Source organism: Bacillus sp. VT 712, from assembly GCF_001614195.1.
Taxonomy (GTDB): domain Bacteria; phylum Bacillota; class Bacilli; order Bacillales; family Bacillaceae_H; genus Priestia; species Priestia flexa.
Genome location: NZ_LWBK01000007.1, coordinates 12,061 through 29,042 on the forward strand (window position 1 = coordinate 12,061; position 16,982 = coordinate 29,042).

Genomic DNA, 16,982 nt, shown 5'->3' on the forward strand with positions numbered 1-16,982 from the left:
AAACGAATAGAATAAAAGAGTTGGGTCATGCCATTACTTATTCTATAAAATGAAACATCTTCTATTGTACCACGTAATCACTCATATATATATGACTTAATTACTCATGTATACTCGAATTGTTTCGCCTTCTTTCACCTTCGTTCCAGCCTCCGGTGATTGTTTAATGACCTTTTCCCCTGAACCACTCACATCTAATTTTAAATTAACTAACTGCTCTTGTAACTCTTTTTTTGATAACCCTACAAAATTTGGTACTTTTATCATTGGTGTATCCAGCCACGTCAATTCCTTTTCAATTTGGCCTGTACGAGGTTGTACACCTAACACTGGCAAGCTATCTTCCATAATCTTTCCTACGATTGGTGCAGCAACGACTCCACCAAATTGAGTAGTGCCTTTTGGATTATCTACCGCTACATATACCACTAGTTCGGGATCATCGGCGGGAGCAAATCCAATAAATGAAACAATATGATTATTTTCTAAATACTTTCCATCTTTTGCTTTTTGAGCTGTTCCCGTCTTACCACCGACTCTGTATCCTTCTACAAACGCATTTTTACCTGACCCTTGAGCAACGACGCTCTCAAGAGCAAATCGAACTTGTTTTGATGTTTCTTCAGAAATAACTTTGCGCTTCGCTTCAGGTTCATTTTTCCGAACAACATTTCCGGTTTTGGGATCAACCCATTCCCTAGCAATATAAGGCGTATACAAGGTCCCACCATTTACAGCTGCTGCTACGGCAGCAACTTGTTGAATAGGCGTAACAGCCACCCCTTGACCAAAAGCAGTAGTTGCCTGTTCTACTGGACCAACACGGTCGAGCGGAAATAAAATCCCTCTTGCTTCACCCTGTAAGTCAATACCCGTTTTGTCACCAAAACCAAAGTTACGGATGTATTTAAAAAGCGTGTCTTTCCCTAAACGCTCCCCGAGTTCGACAAAACCTGGGTTACAAGAATTTTGTACAACCTCTAAGAAAGTCTGCTGTCCATGTCCTCCACGCTTCCAGCACCTTAGTCTCGCACCGCCCACTTCTGCAGCTCCATCATCATAAAATTGGTCCTTCAATAAATCAACCTTCTTTTCTTCTAAAGAAGCTGCTAGGGTGATGATTTTAAAAGTGGAACCAGGTTCATACGCACTCCATATCGGAAGGTTACGGTTATAAACATCTGGGTCAACCGTTTGGAAATCAGCAGGGTCAAATGTTGGCCTACTTGACATTCCTAAAATTTCACCCGTTTTAGGATTCATTGCAATAGCAATCATCCCATCTGGGTTATAGGTAGTTTGTGCATTATCGAGCTCTCGCTCAATAATTGTATTTACTCTAGAATCAATGGTTAACCTTAAATCCAGTCCATCAACCGGCTCTGTGTAATCATCTGCAATATTGGGCATTTTCTTTCCTTTTGCATCTGAATAGAGCTTAACTGAACCTTGTTCACCTTTTAACTCCTTATCATAGTAAAGTTCCAAGCCCATTAAACCTTGGTTATCAACTCCCGCAAATCCTAACACATGCGAGAGATAGCTACCGAATGGATAATGGCGCTTAGAATCTTCTGCAATATACACACCTTTTAGATTCAAATTTCTCACTTCATTTGCTTTAGCATGTGAGATTTTACGGCCTTCGGGGCGTAGATAGACGCTAGAAGCGGACTTGGTAATTTGTTCATATACTTTTTCTTTCGTTGTATTTAACACTTTTGCCAGCTGTTCAGCTGTATTTGCCGGATCTTCAACTTGCCTTGGCATAATTAAAACCGTCGGAGCGCTTTTATTCGTAGCTAGTGGTACATCGTTACGATCTAGGATTTTCCCTCTCTCTGGTTCAAAAGGGATATTTCTGCTCCAAAGCCCCTTAGCTTTTTCTGTGAGCGCATCGCCCATGAAAAGTTGCACATACCCAAGCCTTGTGTCAATAATTAAAAAAATTAAAAAACCCGCAATTAAAACTGCTGCTAATCGTTTGCGAACAGTTACTCCTGATACCCGCATATAATAGAACCTCCTCTGAATCGGCTCGTTCCAATATATGCTTGTACACTATTCGATAGAACGTATTTCTAATCAGTTGGTTCAGTTGGTTTTTCGTCTGAACTATCTTGCTCTTCTTTACTTTGAACCTCTTCTTCTTTCTGCTTTACTTCTACAGCTTCCGAAAGGGATTCGGGAGGTTCAAGCTCTACCACTAAATAGCTACCTTCTTTAACAGCTTTACCAGGTTTAATACTTTGAGTCACAACAAAGCCACTGTCTAATGCACTAACTTTTATATTCATAAACTCAGTAAATCTGATCACATCGCGGTGAGACCAGCCGGTTATATCGGGCATCGTTGGTGTACCTTTTGTTTGTAAAAATACCTTTTCTCCGCTAATAACAGTGTGCGCTGCTTTAGGAAATTGGTCATCGATGCTTTTGCCTTCTCCAACAATGACAGGCGTTAATCCTTTTGCTTCTAATTCTTTCTTGACGTCACCTACTGATTTACCTTCATAACTATCAAGTTTAATTTCAGAAGATGTGCTTTTTTGCTTCTGCTTTTCTTCATCTGTTTCTTTAGGCTTAACTCCTAACGCTTGTAAGCTATTTTTCATAACCGGATTAAAAATCATCGAAAGCGGAGCTGAACCTGACTCTTGAGAAGTTAGGTTTGGATTTTGGACCGCTACATAAACCACTAGCTCGGGGTCTTTCGCTGGTGCAAACCCCATGAATGAGAATAGGTTTTTACCATGTCCATGCAAATATCCTCCTCCGTTCGGATTTGGTATTTGAGCCGTTCCCGTTTTGCCAGCCACGTCATAGCCTTCAATAGCATACGCTTTTCCAGTACCATCATCCTCAGATACAACACTTTCAAGGATATCAAGTACTTCATTGGCTGTTTGTTTTGAAATAGGTTTCCCTACCACTTCTGGCTTCGTTTCTTTTTTCACCTTGTTCGTTGTACCATCTACAACTTTTTCAATGACGTAAGGCTTCATCATTTTACCATCGTTTGCAATGGCAGTAGCAGCTTGAATTTGCTGAATTGGAGTGAATGCTGACCCCTGACCAAATGCAGTCGTCACTCGATCCCTTGGATATTTAGAAATCAGTTTACTAGAAGCTTCTCCAGGCAAGTCGATTCCCGTTTTTTTCATAAATCCGAAATCCTCTAAGTAATTAAAGAGCCTTTCTGTCCCAAGCTTTTCGTTGGCTAGAATCGCAATGGCAACGTTTGACGAACGTCGAATGCCTTCGTCAAACGTAATGGGTCCCCATCCGTTACCACCGTTATGGTCACGAATTGGCGCATCTTTTTCGCTAACTTTGTAAGCTCCTGATTGATAAATATCCTCGCCGTTATAAACACCTTCTTCAATCGCAGCGGCGAGCGTAAAGATTTTCATTGTAGACCCAAGCTCAAAGCTGTCTTCAATAATAGGGTTTCGATAATTTGTAATATCACGAACGTTTGGGTTAAACGTTGGTCGCGTAGACATTGCTAGAATCTCGCCCGTTTTTGGATTTGCAACTACAGCCATAATGTTATCTGGATCGTATTCCTTTTGAGCGTTTGTCAAAGCATCTTCTACAAACGTTTGAATTTTTTCATCAAGGGTTAAGTAAATATTGTCACCGTTTTTTGGAGGGACAATTGATTCTTTTGGATCTGGAAGCTTAATTCCATTTTGACTAGCTTGATAAAATACTTTTCCATCTTTTTCTGTTAGCTGCTTATCATAGACTTGTTCTATCCCCATTTTCCCAACGATTTTTCCTTCATCATTCTTTTGTGCGTAGCCTAAAATGTGAGAGGCAAACACTCCGTTTGGATAAAAACGCTTCGCATCTCGCAAGAACGTAATACCAGGTAACTTAAGCTTTTCAATCTTTTGCTTAGTCGTATTGTTAATATCTCGTCCCCCGGGACCAAGTTCTACTTGAAACGAGCCTTTTTTTACACCTTTATCTAACAAGCTCTGTAATTCTTCCTCTTTCATGTTGAGCAACGGCGCTAATTCTTTTGCTGTTTTTTCCGTATTTACTACGTGCTTTGGCTTGTCTTTATCTTTTGTTTGGTCTGGGTCTAAAATTGCTACAACCGTATATGCTCCCGTGTCGTGTGCAATAGCTTCTCCGTTACGATCATAAATCGTTCCACGCTGTCCTTCAATGGTTGTTTCTCTCGTATATTTTTTTTGTGCGATTTCGGCTAAAGCTTGACCTTCAGCTTTTCCTGTGGCCTGTATATAAAAGAACCTTCCTGTTAATACAAAAAAGAGCAATGCAAATATTACAATCAATATTGCTGCTCCTGTACTAATATTGCTATTTTTCTTAGGCATTTTCATTGGTTCAATTTTCGACTACTTTAACGTTATTTTCGTTTAAACTTAGTCCTAGTTCTTTTGCTTTTGCCCAAATTCGCTCATACGCACTTAGCTCTGTTACCTGAAGCTTCAACTCATTGTTTTTTGTTTCTTGTTTTTGGATGTTTGATTCCAACGCCTGTACTTCTGCATTTGTACTGTAAAGCGTTGCCTGATTAGAAATCATTTGAACTGCACCAAAAAGCATAAGTGCAAGTGTACCTGTATAAACAAACTTTTCACCGACCGAAATCTTTCGTTTCGACTTTTTTACAACTTTACGAACCGGCTGCTTTTGTTGTTCATGTTGCGTGTTAGGTTTAACTTGATACGCTACATTACTCAACACAATCCCCTCCTTTTTTCTCTTTGCCTGTTACGCTTACTTTAATTTCTCAATAATTCTTAACTTCGCAGAACGAGCTCGCTTATTATCAACCACTTCCTCTTCAGAAGGCACAATTGGTTTGCGCGTAATTACCTTCATTTTCGGTTGGAATTCTTCTGGGATAACTGGTAATCCATGTGGAAGCTGTGGGACTGTGCTCGCATTTTTAAATGCTACTTTGCAAATACGATCTTCTAACGAGTGAAAAGTAATAACGCTCACTCGTCCACCAACGCTGATTACGTTCATTGCTTGTTCAACTGCATCTTCAAACACTTGAAGTTCATCGTTTACAGCAATACGAATTGCTTGGAACACACGCTTCGCTGGATGCCCACCCGTTCTACGTGCAGCAGCGGGAATACCGTCTTTGATAATGTCAACAAGTTCCAGAGTTGTTTCAATTGCCTTTTGCTCACGATATGACTCAATTTTTCTAGCAATTTGCTTGGAGAATTTCTCTTCACCATATTGAAAGAAAATCTTCACAAGCTTTTCATAAGGCCATTCATTGATGATATGATAAGCAGAAAGGCTTGAGTTCGTATCCATTCTCATATCAAGAGGGGCATCATGGTGAAAGCTAAAGCCACGCTCCGGGGTATCTAACTGTGGAGATGAAACACCTAAATCAAATAAAACCCCGTCTACTTCTGTGATTCCATGCTCTTCTAATTTTTCTTTTAAATAGCGAAAATTACTTTTTATGAGCGTTACTCGATTTAGATAAGGGGCTAATTTCCCCTTTGCATTTTCAATTGCAATGTCATCTTGATCAAATGCAATTAACCTACCTTCATCAGATAACTTCTTGACGATATATTCACTATGACCTGCTCCGCCAAGCGTACAGTCTACATAAATTCCGTCAGGCTTAATATTTAAGCCTTCTGCTGCTTCTTTTAGCAAAACAGTTGTGTGATTAAACATGTTGACACCTACTTCTTTTTAAACTACTTAATTATGTATAAACACCTTGAAATAAAGGTAAATTTTATACATTTTTAATACCATTTCATTATATATCAAATTTCAACATTTTTTCAGCTATTTATACAAGAATTAAGTAGAATTTTGTCTTTCTGTTACAAAAGGTTTTATTTTGTTAAACACGAGACATATTCCTGGCATAAAAAGTAAGGTGCTACGATGTGTTTTAGAGTTTGTAAAAAAATAACTGTTTAGGATTTGTTTGGTTGCTTTGTGTATGTACACTGTTTCTCTTTTATAAAAGAAAAATCCTGCTTTGCAGCAGGATTTTATTAGAGGTAACAGACCTTTAGATGATGATTAAATTCGACTTCCTCATTGAGTAATTGTGACACGAACTGCATGCCATATTTATTTAAATAATAAGCGACGTTCCAGATTCGTTCTTGAGGAGCTCCATTAGGACGAAGCGCACACTCAATTTTATTGTATTTCGTATGCGTTACATCATGCTTAATGAGCTGTTTAGATTCGACAATTTTTTGAACAGTCTCCATTTGCTTTTGAAGAATTGCTCGATTTTTCAATAGAACTTCTTCAAACGTTTTGTCTTCTTTTTGAACATTTTCACGAAGAGTTTTATGAATTTCTTCTATTTTTTCTTTCGCTTCATTAAAGTATCCTTCATAAGGATTACGAACTTCTGCACGTAGCCATGCTTCTCGCTCTGTAGCTACTCCTTGTACAACTGCTTTTTCTGAATTAATATTTAGTTCTTCTAAATATTTAGCAATGTTACGCTCTACTAACGTATAAGATAGGCGAGGAACAACCGGAGGCATAGTAAAGTTAAAGATATTAAACGCTTGCTGTAACTCTGCCCAATACGCTACTTCACCAGGTCCAGCAACAAAAGCTAATGTTGGAAGCAGATATTCTTGCATTAACGGACGCGTCACTACATTATTGCTTAATAAATGTGGACTTTGCTTTGCAATCTGAATGAGGTTTTCTTTTGAAAAAGACACTTCATCTTGCTTCCCTTTAAAATTCTGAGCTTCATCTCTCTCTAACAAGATACGGTTTCCCTCATGAGAATAGAAAAGATGTGCTGTTTCACTTCCAACGTCAATCACCTTTTTATAGTCATCGCTTAACTTTTTCTGCTGAGCCATAACGGACTGAGAAAGGGCTTCATTTTGCTCGATTAGCTGAATAAAGAACGAGGATTCAATTTTACGCAATTCTTCCGAAGCAGCATCCATTAAAATTAAGCCATACTCCGTAAACAACTTTGTCGTTAAATACGCAAAAAAATCGGTAAAGGTTTGAGATTGCTGAAGCGAGCATTTTAAAAAGGACAATACTTCTTTTGTATGCTCTGTTTCACCAAACAGTTGAAACAAGCTATCAATCCACTCACTACAGGCTTCTTGGTTTATGTTAACATTGGAAACCATATCTTTGGTTTTCAGCGACTGCTTAAACGTTTTTTTAAGCATTTGCCCTTTTTCTTCCACATAAACATGATTAATTTCAGCAAAATCATGATCTTCTCCTGCAATCCAAAATACTGGTAGTACAGGTACTCCCAGCGCTTCTTCTTCCTGTTTCGCTAACAAAATGATTGAAATAACTTTATGGATTGTGTATAGAGGTCCTGTCAAAAGCCCTGCTTGCTGACCACCTACCACGACAACACTGTCTTGGTCACGAAGCTGTTCAATGTTCTCCAAGGTTTTGTTTGACGCATTTAGCTTCTTATTGAATCCCGTCAAGTACTCAACAAGCTCTTCTCTTGGATGAGTATAGCTTTTCAGATCATGTAAGCGCTCTTTATAAACATCACTTTTATGTATATTGTAATGAAAGTATGACATAGCTTGGTTGCTACCTTGTATATATTCTTCTGTTAACTTGTTCGTTGCTGATAAAGAGACATCTGTAATCTCCATGAGAGAACTTCCTTTCTATAACTAATACTTGTTCAGTTTACCTAGCTTCATTATCCATATTGTTTCTCGACACGTCTAGTAACATGCTTCATAACTTTAATAATTCAAAGATTAGGCCGCTAACAACTAATAACACATGTGAAAACAAAAAGAAAAAGAAGCTGATTCGAAACATCCCTTTTGTTATTCTTTTCAGCTGTAAGTCTTTCTTCACCTGCCAGTTTATAAGCATCACAATCATCGCCAAAACGAGCAGCACTAAAATAATCAGCCACAAAAAAGACTGGTTGAAAATTTGCTTGGCAAAGTAGTGCGTGGATACAATTAAAAAAATTGTTGAGACATATGTAGAGATGTGAACTGCTTTACGCCGATTTTTCATCACTTTTTTGAGTAGAGTGTATAATACAAAAAAACCTACCACTGGCAGCGTGATAAACGTAGCCAAGATGCTTACAACTAAGCTCCCCATTCACGGTCACCTTCCTTCACTTCCACTATCTTCCAACCCTAATATTCCATTATATACAAAGTGGATAATAGGAGTATTAATTTGGCGCTTAGCCGCTTCTTCTAAAATATAGCCTAATATGGATTCAACTTCTGTTTTTCTTTGCTGTTGAAGATCTTTCCTCATTGATGAATGATTTTGAGCTGTTTTTTCACAAACATCTACTACTCGATTCCAATAGGCTGTTGGGTCTTTTAATCGTAACACAGCATGCAGCTCATTAAAAACGGCTTTCGCTGTTTTATAAAAATAGGAATTATGTATGATTTCACCGTTATTCACTCGGTAAAGAGCTGTTAAAGGGTTGATTACTGCATTCACAACAAGCTTTTGAATAAGCATTTCATACCAATCATTCTCCTGCATAAATGCAAACACATCAGAATGAAACCGTTGAAAGGAAATTAAATCCCCTCCTTTAAACAAAGCAACACGCGTGATGCCAACTCCTGAATGAGTCACCACATCATCTGTTTCTTTCATCGCACCATGCTCAACAACTCCTAAATAGATGGTACGCTGAGGAAGACGTTTTGCCAATGTAACATGACTCATTCCATTTTGAAGGAATAATACCGATGTATGCTTTGGAGCCTTCATTAAGTAAGGAATAATATCTTTAATGCTATATTGCTTAACTGCTACCACAATTAGTTCATAATGCACAAAGGCTTCATCAAGTCTTAAAACCTTCGCATCCACCTTTACCTTTTTCACATTTTTTTTACGCTTTAGCGTTATTCCATGTTCACGCACTTGGTCTGCTTGCTCTTTTCTTCTCGTATACAGAGTAACTTGAGCATGATCAGCCAAGTATGCGCTCACCAAAAGGCCGATTGCGCCCCCTCCAATTACTGCTATCTTCATTAGGCTTTCCTCATTCTATTAGTTTGTTTTCTTACCATATACCTAAACCATTCATAAACCATGTAAGATATTGAACACTTACCTTTACATAAGTAGCACAGATTCTATTAGTTTAGCAAACATTTTTAATCATTAAAACAACATCTCTTCGCATAAAAAGCTAGGCAAGAAATACTCACCTAGCTTTTCTATACTATTCATTTTTGTTCGTTACACTGGATATACAGGGTGTTTTCTTCGAACTTCCGCTATTGTTTTTGTTTCATAATAAGCAAATCGTTCAATTAAAGTTTGGCGAAGGTCATTAGCTGGCACGATATCGTCAATAATCATCTCGGAAGCTAGCGTGTATAAATCAATATGCTCTTTGTACTCTTGTTGCTTCTGCTTAATATACAGCATTCGCTCTTTTGGATCGGTAATCTCATTAATTTTATTGGAATAAACAGCGTTAACCGCTGCTTCCGGTCCCATTACGGCAATTTGTGCTGTAGGGAGGGCAATGCAGCAATCCGGTTCAAATGCTGGCCCTGCCATAGCATATAGTCCGGCTCCATATGCTTTGCGCACCACCACAGAGATTTTTGGAACAGTCGCAGAACTCATAGCAGAAATCAATTTTGCACCATGACGAATAATACCTGCTCTTTCCACTTTTGTTCCAATCATAAAACCTGGTACATCAGCTAAGAATAAAAGCGGAATATGGAATGCATCACATAGCTGGATAAACTTCGCCCCTTTATCAGCGGAGTCAACAAAAAGTACGCCACCTTTTATCTTTGGCTGATTTGCAATAATACCAACAACTTTGCCATCCATCCTTGCAAGACCTGTAATGAGTTCGGGTGCAAATAACTTCTTAATTTCATAAAATGTTCCTTCATCAATTAACGTATCAATTGCATCATACATATCAAACGGAACGTTTTGGTTTTCAGGAATTAACTCTCCTAGTGTTTTGGATGTCTTAACAGGTAACTTCCCTTCAAGCACAGCTGGCTTTTCGTGAAAGCTTTGAGGAAAATAACCAAGGTACAATTTTGCTTTTGAAATTGCTTCTTCTTCAGAATAAACAAGCACGTCTCCACAACCGCTCACACTACAGTGCATGTGAGCACCACCCATCTCTTCTAACGTCACTTTTTCTCCAATAACCTTTTCAGCCATTCGTGGCGACCCTAAATACATTGAAGCGTTTCCATCAACCATAATGACGATATCACAAAACGCAGGAATGTAAGCTCCTCCTGCAGCAGAAGGACCAAATAATAAACAGATTTGCGGAACTACCCCCGACATACGCACTTGGTTATGAAAGATTTTCCCCGCCCCTCGTCGGTTCGGAAACATGTCTAATTGATCCGTAATTCGAGCTCCTGCTGAGTCAACTAAATATAGCATTGGTACCTGCAGCTTTTCAGCAGTTTCTTGAATACGAATAATCTTTTCAACTGTTCTTGCTCCCCAAGACCCTGCTTTAATTGTTGAATCGTTCGCCATTGCGCATACCGTTTGACCGTTCACCTTGCCGATGGCTGTAACAACACCATCAGCTGGTAAGCCTTTAGCTTGATTATTAGCAAACATCGCGTCTTCTTTATACTCACCTTCATCAAACAATAAAGCCAAACGATCTCGAACAAATAGTTTATTTTGTTGCTTTAACTTTTCATGATATTTTGCGTCTCCACCTGCTCGAATTTCTTCACATTTATCTTCATAACGCTTTTGTAAATCATTTGTATGTATCATACGCTCACTCCTTTTAAGAAATTGTCATTAATACATCGCCTTCATTTACAAAGTCTCCTACACCGACTAAAATTGCATCAACTATTCCTTCTTCACTGCTTTCAATTGGAATTTCCATTTTCATCGATTCAAGAATAATTAATACCTGACCTTTTGTCACAGAATCTCCTTCTGATACATGAATATTTAACACCATTCCCGCCATCGTTGCTGTCGTTTCTTTCATTTTTAGTCCTCCTTTTTTATTTCAAAACTTCTGTCAATACCGCTGTATTGTATTTTCCAGCTACATACTGCTCTGCATTTAATAATTGTTTAAACAACGGTAAGTTTGTTTTAACCCCTTCAATTGATGCCTCAGTAAAATATGCTTTAGCAAGCTCAATTGCGTTTTCTCTCGTACGACCAGTGACAATAACCTTCGCAATCATTGGATCATAAAAAGGTGTTACTTTGTCTCCGCTATCATAACCTGCATCCACTCGAACATAAGAACGCTCTGGAAGCGAAAACTGCGTAATTTGTCCAGGAGCCGGTAAAAACGTTACAGGGTCTTCTGCGTATACTCGAAACTCTACCGCGTGGTTGGTAAGCTGAACCTCTTCTTGTTGCAAAGGTAGCGCGTCGCCTCTAGCAACTAAGAGTTGCCACTTTACAAGGTCTAGTCCCGTCACTTGCTCTGTAATGGGATGTTCAACTTGAAGTCTAGTATTCATTTCTAAGAAATAGAAATTTTCCTGCGCATCCACAATAAATTCAATAGTGCCAGCATTATAATACTGAACTGCCTTAGCAGCAGCGACGGCCGTCTCATACATACGTTGTTTTGTATCAATAGATAGCGATGTTGCCGGAGCTTCTTCAATCACTTTTTGGTTGCGACGCTGTACGGAACAATCTCGTTCAAAAAGGTGCACTGCATTTCCAAGCTGGTCTCCAAAAATTTGAACTTCTATATGCCTTGCATCCGTGATTAGCTTTTCAATAAATACTTCTTCATGGCCGAAATATGCTTTAGCTCTCGCTTTTGTGGATTCATATGTCGTACGCAGTGATTTTTCATCATCACAGCGTACCATTCCAATGCCTCCACCGCCACCGCTAGCTTTCAACATAACGGGATAACCAATAGCTTGAGCTATCTCACACGCTTCTTCAATATCAGCTACAGCCCCTTCGCTTCCAGGCACAACGGGAACGCCTGCTTCTTTCATAATTTTTCTAGCCCTTACTTTATCACCCATATCCGCTATAACTTTTGGCGATGGTCCAATAAAAACAAATCCTTCTTCTTCCACGCGCTTGGCAAATGTGCTATTTTCCGATAAAAATCCGTAGCCTGGATGAATTGCATCAACGTTTTCTTGATGAGCAATTTCTAACAAGCGCTCAATATTTAAGTACGATTTTTGAACAGGAGGTTCTCCAATTTCATAAGCAACTGTAGCAGCTTTAACATAAGGTAGATTTTCATCGGCCGTAGAGTGAACAGCAACAGTTTGTATATTCATCGTATGACAAGTTTTAATAATACGATGAGCAATTTCGCCTCGATTAGCGATTAAAACTTTTTTCATTGTATTTCTTCTCCCTTCGCTGCAGTATAAAATATTCTCAAGTCTATTCAAAACCATGGTATGATAAGACTAAAAGAGAAAAAAATCTCCCAAAACGTATAATTCTACAATTTTCTTAAAATCCCTTTGTTTTTTTGTAAACGCTTACTTTTTTTATTCTCATCTATCTATCCTATATTTAAAAATTTATTCATATGCTATACAAGCAGCTCATTTCTAAGGAGTGATTGATAATGTATGAGGTACAGCAGTTGCGAATTAACTATAAAACACTTGAAGAATTTAAGCAGTTTAAGCAATACGGGCTCCAAGAATTGTCCATGTTAGAAGAATTAAATGCCCAAATATCTGAAAACGAAATTCATTCTCCATTCTACGGCATTTACATTGGAAATCGTCTTGTAGCTCGAATGAGTTTATACCGACAGTCTAAAAAGCATGATCACTACTTCAAGCCACACCAGCCTTACCTTGAAGTATGGAAACTCGAAGTACTCCAAGAATTCCAATCAAAAGGACTAGGTACGAGATTAATTGAATACGCTAAATCTTTTAACTTGCCTATTAAAACAAACCCACGAGTTCATTCCAATCAGTTTTGGACAAAAATGGGCTTTGTTCCGGCTGCTTATGATTTAGAGCGAGATTTAGGAGAAAACCCAATGCTTTGGTGTCCAGAAGGCGTATCAACCTCAAAATAATAGATAATATAAAAAAGCCCTTGAACCTTCTCTATCTTTGAGCTACACCGCGATAAAGAGTCAAGGGCTTTTATATAAATGAAGTGCTACGCTTTATTATTTATTTTCAACTCGTTCTAAATTACCGTTTTTCTCCATTTGAAATTTAACTTTTCTACTTTTTTCATCTTCTTTTAGAACAACCATCTTACGAGCTCTTTCCATAATTTCAATCAGTGCTTTATAATCTTCTTCCACCGTATATAAGTTACTTTCCAACACTTTTTTCTCTTTTTCAAGAACCGTTACTTTTTCCTGTAACTGTTCAAGTTTATGCTGCAACTCCTCATTTGCTTCCAGCAACTCACTCGACTGCTGCTGAATTTGTTCAATCGACTCTAAGTAACGAATAACCTCACTTAACGACGTAATCGATTGACCATCTATATATGAGAAGCGCACGGGCTGTTCTTCATCTTTTGTGATCACGCGTGATTTTAGCTGTTTGCGTTGAATCTTCGCTATGTCAATACCAGTTTTGTATTGTTTGCGCACAAAAGAATTCCAGCGAAAGCCACAAGCTGCTGATGTTCGCGAAAGTTTCTTTCCCACTTCTTCAAATGCAGCAAGTTGTGTGCCACCTTCACGTATATGACGCAATACAATTTCAGCTAGTAGTAAATCTTCATCTTGAGTCCATGCATCTTGACGAGAAGAAGTCATTTTTCTATCCCTCCTTATCCGTACTTATTAAATAAGTATGCAACTACTAGATAAGATAGACTATTGTTCAACTTCTCAAGGCAGAAATTCTTAACTTGCCTTTTTCAAGATACTTTATTCATGCAATCAGCTTTATTAAGCCTTCTTTTGAAGTCGATTATTAACCGCTTGCTTGTGTTCTTCACTTTCCCAAAGCAAGCTACAATGATCAATTTCTGCTTCCATTCGTTCCCACAAACCAACTTGGCTCCATTTTGCAATCGGCATTTGCTTATATGCAGTCAGCACAGCGCTAGACTTTGTAATAATTGGAAGTAACCACTCTTCACAGCGCATCGCTAGCTCTTGGTATGACGTTACATAAGATAAAAAGCCGACCTGCTTGGCACGCTCCACGCTGTAGATTTGAGAGCTTGTCAACATTTCCATTGCATCTGAGTAACGAAGCTTTTCAAATAAAATCGTGCCGCCCCCCCAACCCGTTGTAATACCTAAGTCTCCTTGTATAAAACCAAACTCACTATGAGCTGCGCTGATGCGAAAATCACAAGCAATCGCAATTTCACACCCGCCCCCAACTGCTGTGCCGTTTAATAAAGCTACCGTGGGTTTTGGTAATATAAGCAATTCATATAAAATTCTTCCCATTCTCTTTAACATACTCTCCGCTTCAGCCGCCGTTTCAAGGGCATGAAAAGCTGAAATGTCTCCACCACTACAAAAGGCTTGTGAACCCGCTCCTGTAATTACCAACGCTTTAATATGAGGATTCGCTTTCACTTCAGATATAGCCTTCTCTAAAGAAGTCATCACCTCATAATCCACAGCATTTCGTTTCTCGGGGCGATTAATAACAAATGTGCTAATGCCGTTGTTATCTACAAAAAACTTTGTCTTTACCAATGTCTGTTCCCCCTTTTTCATCTTCACTCAACTTTTTCATAAGTAAAGAATTCGAGAAGCGAAATATAAACTCCTGCATCTTCCCTTAGAAAAGCAGTCATCACAAACCTTAAAGAACGTTTTAATGCAAAAATAAAAGACCCTTCAACAGGGTCTTTTATTTTTGCATTATTTGTTTACTACGTCATTTCCTTTGTAAGTACCACAAGCCTTACATACACGGTGTGATAGTTTCATCTCGCCACAATTTGAGCACTCTACCATACCAGGAACTTGTAGTTTAAAGTGCGTACGACGCGTTCTTTTCTTCATTTTAGATGTTCTTCTAAAAGGTACAGCCATTATTCCCACCTCCTTAAAAGAGTTTTTAATCATATGAAGGCCCGAAAGCCGGATCTTCTCGTTAGTTATTTTCTTTGTTTTTAAAGAAATTTTCTAATACCGCTAAACGTGGATCGACTTTTTCCTGTTGCTCTTCTTCCGTTACAACTTCCCAATCTTTTCCTGATTGAGGAGCAGCACCTTTCTGTTGTTGATCATCACTAAAAACTTGAAGAGGAATTTCCACAATAATTAATTCCTTAATAAGTGGAATTAAATCCACTACTTCACCTTCAACGACTCTCATTTCACCGTCATCTTCATAATCGGCGTCACTATTGAACAGAAAAGTTTCCGTTGCTTCAATAGAAAAAGGATACGGAACATCGACTAATGTACGAGCACAAGGCAATGTCATTTCTCCAGAAATTTTTAGATGAAATGTGACTTTTGAAGAACTAATATCAGCTCTTCCTTTCACATGTACATCTGACATGCGACGAATCTGTGGATCGGTATTAACAAATTCCTTACCGTCTACGATTTCGTCAAAAGTTAATCCTTTATTTTGCAACTGGTACAACTGATGTATTGTCCATTTCATTGTTAATCACCTCAAGGCAACAAAGGTTATTATAGCTTTCACAAGATTATTTGTCAATATTTTTTCTTTACACTATAATGTACTTAAATTTATTTTTTTCTTTTCATAATCCTTACGCTAAAACTGTTCAATCGCACTTGAAAATTTAATAAAAGGAGACTCATTATGCAAGCTGTAGGAATTATAGTTGAATACAACCCTTTTCATAATGGCCATCATTATCATTTGCAAAGTGCAAAAGAAGAAACAAATGCTGATTGCGTTATCGCAGTGATGAGCGGTCACTTCTTGCAACGCGGTGAACCTGCTGTCGTATCAAAGTGGGCTCGTACGAAAATGGCTCTAAAAGCTGGTGCCGACCTTGTCATTGAACTACCTTATGCATTCTCTACTCAGCAAGCTGATACGTTTGCAAACGGTGCTGTAGCCATCTTAGAACATCTTAAAGCTTCGTATGTATGCTTCGGCAGCGAACATGGAAACACGCAGTCTTTTCTTAAATTCAGCAGACTTTTAAAGGAGCATGAACACGCTATAGATGAGCATGTACAAAGCTATTTAAAAGTTGGAAATAGCTACCCAAAAGCTCTTTCCCTTGCTATGAAAAACATTACTAATGAACAAATTGGTTTAAATATGGAACAACCAAATAACATTTTAGGCGTAAGCTATGTAAAGGCTATTGAAAAACAGCATGCATCTATTAAACCACATACGATTACTCGAATTCAATCCCATTATCACGATAAAATGCTTTCTGAGACGGAAATTACAAGCGCAACAAGTATTCGTCATGCTTTATTCCAAGATATCATTGATGTTAAGGACTTATCACGCTATATGCCTAACCCTGTTATTCAAGGTCTAAAAGATTATCAAACACAAATTGGCTTTTTACATAACTGGGAGCTCTATTTTCCATTTTTAAAGTATCAACTCATGACCCATTCACCCGAGTCTCTTCAAGCCATTTACGAAATTGAAGAAGGTATTGAATATCGCTTATTAAACGCCATAAAAGAAGCACTATCCTTTGAAGACTTTTTAAGTAAAGTAAAGACAAAGCGCTATACGCGTACACGCCTTCAACGGATGTGTGTTCACATTTTGACGAACACAAAAAAAAATGAACTATCCAAGTCGCCTTCAACCGCTTATATTCGATTGTTGGGCATATCTCAAATCGGCAGGCTGTATATGAAACAAATAAAAAAAGACGTGTCTGTTCCTATTGTATCCACTGTATCTCAATGTAAACACGTAGACTTATCACTTGATATAAAAGCTACAAATATCTATAGTTCACCTTTACAAGAGCCCATACGCTCTCAGTTTTTAAAACAAGAGTATACGCAGCCACCGATCATGATTTAAAAAGGCGGAGTAAGTCGG

16 protein-coding genes are annotated in these 16,982 nt (G+C 38.3%); 2 read left to right on the forward strand and 14 right to left on the reverse strand.

All coding sequences use genetic code 11. The features are described from left to right. Window positions 1-96 precede the first annotated feature (96 nt). The 10 genes from A2U94_RS04705 to A2U94_RS04750 all read right to left on the reverse strand — a co-directional run bounded on the left by A2U94_RS04705 (window position 97) and on the right by A2U94_RS04750 (window position 12,359). The gene (locus tag A2U94_RS04705; RefSeq protein WP_025908836.1) at window positions 97-2,013 is read right to left on the reverse strand and encodes a stage V sporulation protein D; all 1,917 of its coding nucleotides are present in this window, start codon (window positions 2,011-2,013) and stop codon (window positions 97-99) included. Window positions 2,014-2,081: 68 nt separating this feature from the next. Beyond that, window positions 2,082-4,358: a penicillin-binding protein gene (locus tag A2U94_RS04710; RefSeq protein ID WP_051567084.1), complete on the reverse strand. Its 2,277-nt coding sequence runs from the start codon at window positions 4,356-4,358 to the stop codon at window positions 2,082-2,084. Window positions 4,359-4,362: 4 nt separating this feature from the next. Continuing rightward, entirely contained in the window at window positions 4,363-4,722 is a 360-nt protein-coding gene (ftsL, locus tag A2U94_RS04715) for a cell division protein FtsL (RefSeq protein ID WP_025908834.1), read from the reverse strand. A gap of 36 nt (window positions 4,723-4,758) precedes the next feature. Next, window positions 4,759-5,694, reverse strand: a complete 936-nt coding sequence (gene rsmH / locus A2U94_RS04720) for a 16S rRNA (cytosine(1402)-N(4))-methyltransferase RsmH (protein ID WP_025908833.1) — start codon at window positions 5,692-5,694, stop codon at window positions 4,759-4,761. Window positions 5,695-6,026: 332 nt separating this feature from the next. Beyond that, a complete protein-coding gene (bshC, locus tag A2U94_RS04725) occupies window positions 6,027-7,649 on the reverse strand; it encodes a bacillithiol biosynthesis cysteine-adding enzyme BshC (protein WP_025908832.1) in 1,623 nt (540 codons plus the stop codon). Window positions 7,650-7,737: 88 nt separating this feature from the next. Further along, window positions 7,738-8,121, reverse strand: coding sequence for a DUF3397 domain-containing protein (locus tag A2U94_RS04730; protein WP_025908831.1), 384 nt, complete (start codon window positions 8,119-8,121; stop codon window positions 7,738-7,740). A 6-nt stretch (window positions 8,122-8,127) separates the two neighbouring features. Continuing rightward, window positions 8,128-9,027 (reverse strand): 2-dehydropantoate 2-reductase, encoded by a 900-nt coding sequence (locus A2U94_RS04735; RefSeq protein ID WP_025908830.1) that lies wholly within the window; start codon window positions 9,025-9,027, stop codon window positions 8,128-8,130. 210 nt (window positions 9,028-9,237) lie between these two features. Next, entirely contained in the window at window positions 9,238-10,782 is a 1,545-nt protein-coding gene (locus tag A2U94_RS04740; protein WP_025908829.1) for an acyl-CoA carboxylase subunit beta, read from the reverse strand. Window positions 10,783-10,795: 13 nt separating this feature from the next. Continuing rightward, window positions 10,796-11,008, reverse strand: a complete 213-nt coding sequence (locus A2U94_RS04745) for a biotin/lipoyl-containing protein (RefSeq protein ID WP_025908828.1) — start codon at window positions 11,006-11,008, stop codon at window positions 10,796-10,798. A 16-nt stretch (window positions 11,009-11,024) separates the two neighbouring features. Then, the gene (locus A2U94_RS04750; protein ID WP_025908827.1) at window positions 11,025-12,359 is read right to left on the reverse strand and encodes an acetyl-CoA carboxylase biotin carboxylase subunit; all 1,335 of its coding nucleotides are present in this window, start codon (window positions 12,357-12,359) and stop codon (window positions 11,025-11,027) included. Window positions 12,360-12,592: 233 nt separating this feature from the next. On the opposite strand from A2U94_RS04750, the gene A2U94_RS04755 reads away from it, so the two are divergent. Next, window positions 12,593-13,060 (forward strand): N-acetyltransferase, encoded by a 468-nt coding sequence (locus A2U94_RS04755; RefSeq protein WP_242529394.1) that lies wholly within the window; start codon window positions 12,593-12,595, stop codon window positions 13,058-13,060. Window positions 13,061-13,156: 96 nt separating this feature from the next. Here the strand turns inward: A2U94_RS04755 and A2U94_RS04760 are convergent, their stop codons facing one another. From A2U94_RS04760 to A2U94_RS04775, 4 genes are all read right to left on the reverse strand, one after another. Then, the gene (locus A2U94_RS04760; RefSeq protein WP_025908825.1) at window positions 13,157-13,762 is read right to left on the reverse strand and encodes an RsfA family transcriptional regulator; all 606 of its coding nucleotides are present in this window, start codon (window positions 13,760-13,762) and stop codon (window positions 13,157-13,159) included. A gap of 135 nt (window positions 13,763-13,897) precedes the next feature. Then, window positions 13,898-14,665: an enoyl-CoA hydratase/isomerase family protein gene (locus A2U94_RS04765; RefSeq protein ID WP_025908824.1), complete on the reverse strand. Its 768-nt coding sequence runs from the start codon at window positions 14,663-14,665 to the stop codon at window positions 13,898-13,900. Between the two features lie 168 nt (window positions 14,666-14,833). Beyond that, window positions 14,834-15,007: a 50S ribosomal protein L32 gene (rpmF, locus tag A2U94_RS04770; protein ID WP_025908823.1), complete on the reverse strand. Its 174-nt coding sequence runs from the start codon at window positions 15,005-15,007 to the stop codon at window positions 14,834-14,836. A 61-nt stretch (window positions 15,008-15,068) separates the two neighbouring features. Continuing rightward, window positions 15,069-15,590: a YceD family protein gene (locus tag A2U94_RS04775; protein WP_025908822.1), complete on the reverse strand. Its 522-nt coding sequence runs from the start codon at window positions 15,588-15,590 to the stop codon at window positions 15,069-15,071. A 165-nt stretch (window positions 15,591-15,755) separates the two neighbouring features. On the opposite strand from A2U94_RS04775, the gene A2U94_RS04780 reads away from it, so the two are divergent. Continuing rightward, window positions 15,756-16,964 (forward strand): nucleotidyltransferase, encoded by a 1,209-nt coding sequence (locus A2U94_RS04780; protein WP_025908821.1) that lies wholly within the window; start codon window positions 15,756-15,758, stop codon window positions 16,962-16,964. Window positions 16,965-16,982: the final 18 nt, after the last annotated feature.

Coding starts and splice junctions, on each gene's coding strand:
- A2U94_RS04705 (WP_025908836.1), bottom strand. CDS start 2,013: ATGCGGGTATCAGGAGTAACTGTTCGCAAACGATTAGCAGCAGTTTTA.
- A2U94_RS04710 (WP_051567084.1), bottom strand. CDS start 4,358: ATGAAAATGCCTAAGAAAAATAGCAATATTAGTACAGGAGCAGCAATA.
- rsmH (WP_025908833.1), bottom strand. CDS start 5,694: ATGTTTAATCACACAACTGTTTTGCTAAAAGAAGCAGCAGAAGGCTTA.
- bshC (WP_025908832.1), bottom strand. CDS start 7,649: ATGGAGATTACAGATGTCTCTTTATCAGCAACGAACAAGTTAACAGAA.
- A2U94_RS04730 (WP_025908831.1), bottom strand. CDS start 8,121: ATGGGGAGCTTAGTTGTAAGCATCTTGGCTACGTTTATCACGCTGCCA.
- A2U94_RS04735 (WP_025908830.1), bottom strand. CDS start 9,027: ATGAAGATAGCAGTAATTGGAGGGGGCGCAATCGGCCTTTTGGTGAGC.
- A2U94_RS04740 (WP_025908829.1), bottom strand. CDS start 10,782: ATGATACATACAAATGATTTACAAAAGCGTTATGAAGATAAATGTGAA.
- A2U94_RS04745 (WP_025908828.1), bottom strand. CDS start 11,008: ATGAAAGAAACGACAGCAACGATGGCGGGAATGGTGTTAAATATTCAT.
- A2U94_RS04750 (WP_025908827.1), bottom strand. CDS start 12,359: ATGAAAAAAGTTTTAATCGCTAATCGAGGCGAAATTGCTCATCGTATT.
- A2U94_RS04755 (WP_242529394.1), top strand. CDS start 12,593: ATGTATGAGGTACAGCAGTTGCGAATTAACTATAAAACACTTGAAGAA.
- A2U94_RS04760 (WP_025908825.1), bottom strand. CDS start 13,762: ATGACTTCTTCTCGTCAAGATGCATGGACTCAAGATGAAGATTTACTA.
- rpmF (WP_025908823.1), bottom strand. CDS start 15,007: ATGGCTGTACCTTTTAGAAGAACATCTAAAATGAAGAAAAGAACGCGT.
- A2U94_RS04775 (WP_025908822.1), bottom strand. CDS start 15,590: ATGAAATGGACAATACATCAGTTGTACCAGTTGCAAAATAAAGGATTA.
- A2U94_RS04780 (WP_025908821.1), top strand. CDS start 15,756: ATGCAAGCTGTAGGAATTATAGTTGAATACAACCCTTTTCATAATGGC.